Origin of the sequence: Anaerotignum faecicola (assembly GCA_024460105.1) — a bacterium.
Taxonomy (GTDB): domain Bacteria; phylum Bacillota; class Clostridia; order Lachnospirales; family Anaerotignaceae; genus JANFXS01.
This window is the reverse complement of record JANFXS010000509.1, coordinates 1-399: the sequence shown is the minus strand read 5'-3', so window position 1 is coordinate 399 and position 399 is coordinate 1. Positions and strand designations below refer to the sequence as shown.

Below are 399 nucleotides of genomic sequence, written 5' to 3'. Positions count from 1 at the left end.
AATTTATCAAATTCGTCAATCGTTGTGTTTCCAGTGAGGACTTGTAAATAAAATTCATCTTCCTGCGTCTCTAAGGTTGCCCATAAGGATTCCATAGAAGGAGAATCCGCATAGCTGGCCGCATACTGAAGATTTAGCTTATCCGCCTGACTCTGTACGGTCCAGGCACCATTGGCCCATCCCCAGCCATTCGCAGTAGAAATATTTTTCTCTACAGTCTTTCTGAAGCCGTCTTTCTGAACTGCGGTATATCCGTTGTACCATGTCTTTCCATCGCCGCTTAAATCATCGTAAGCCACTTTTCCGTCAATACAGTCCATCACAGACTGAATCTGTTTTTCCTTGGCATCATAATCACAGTGAAGAACATTGATGGGATAATAGTGCCAGGAGAATGGG

The 399-nt window shown here is 43.9% G+C and carries 1 protein-coding gene; it reads right to left on the bottom strand.

What is annotated here, in order from left to right:
- Window positions 1-399 (bottom strand): ABC transporter substrate-binding protein (locus tag NE664_15125; GenBank protein MCQ4727965.1); only part of this gene is annotated, 399 nt, incomplete at both ends.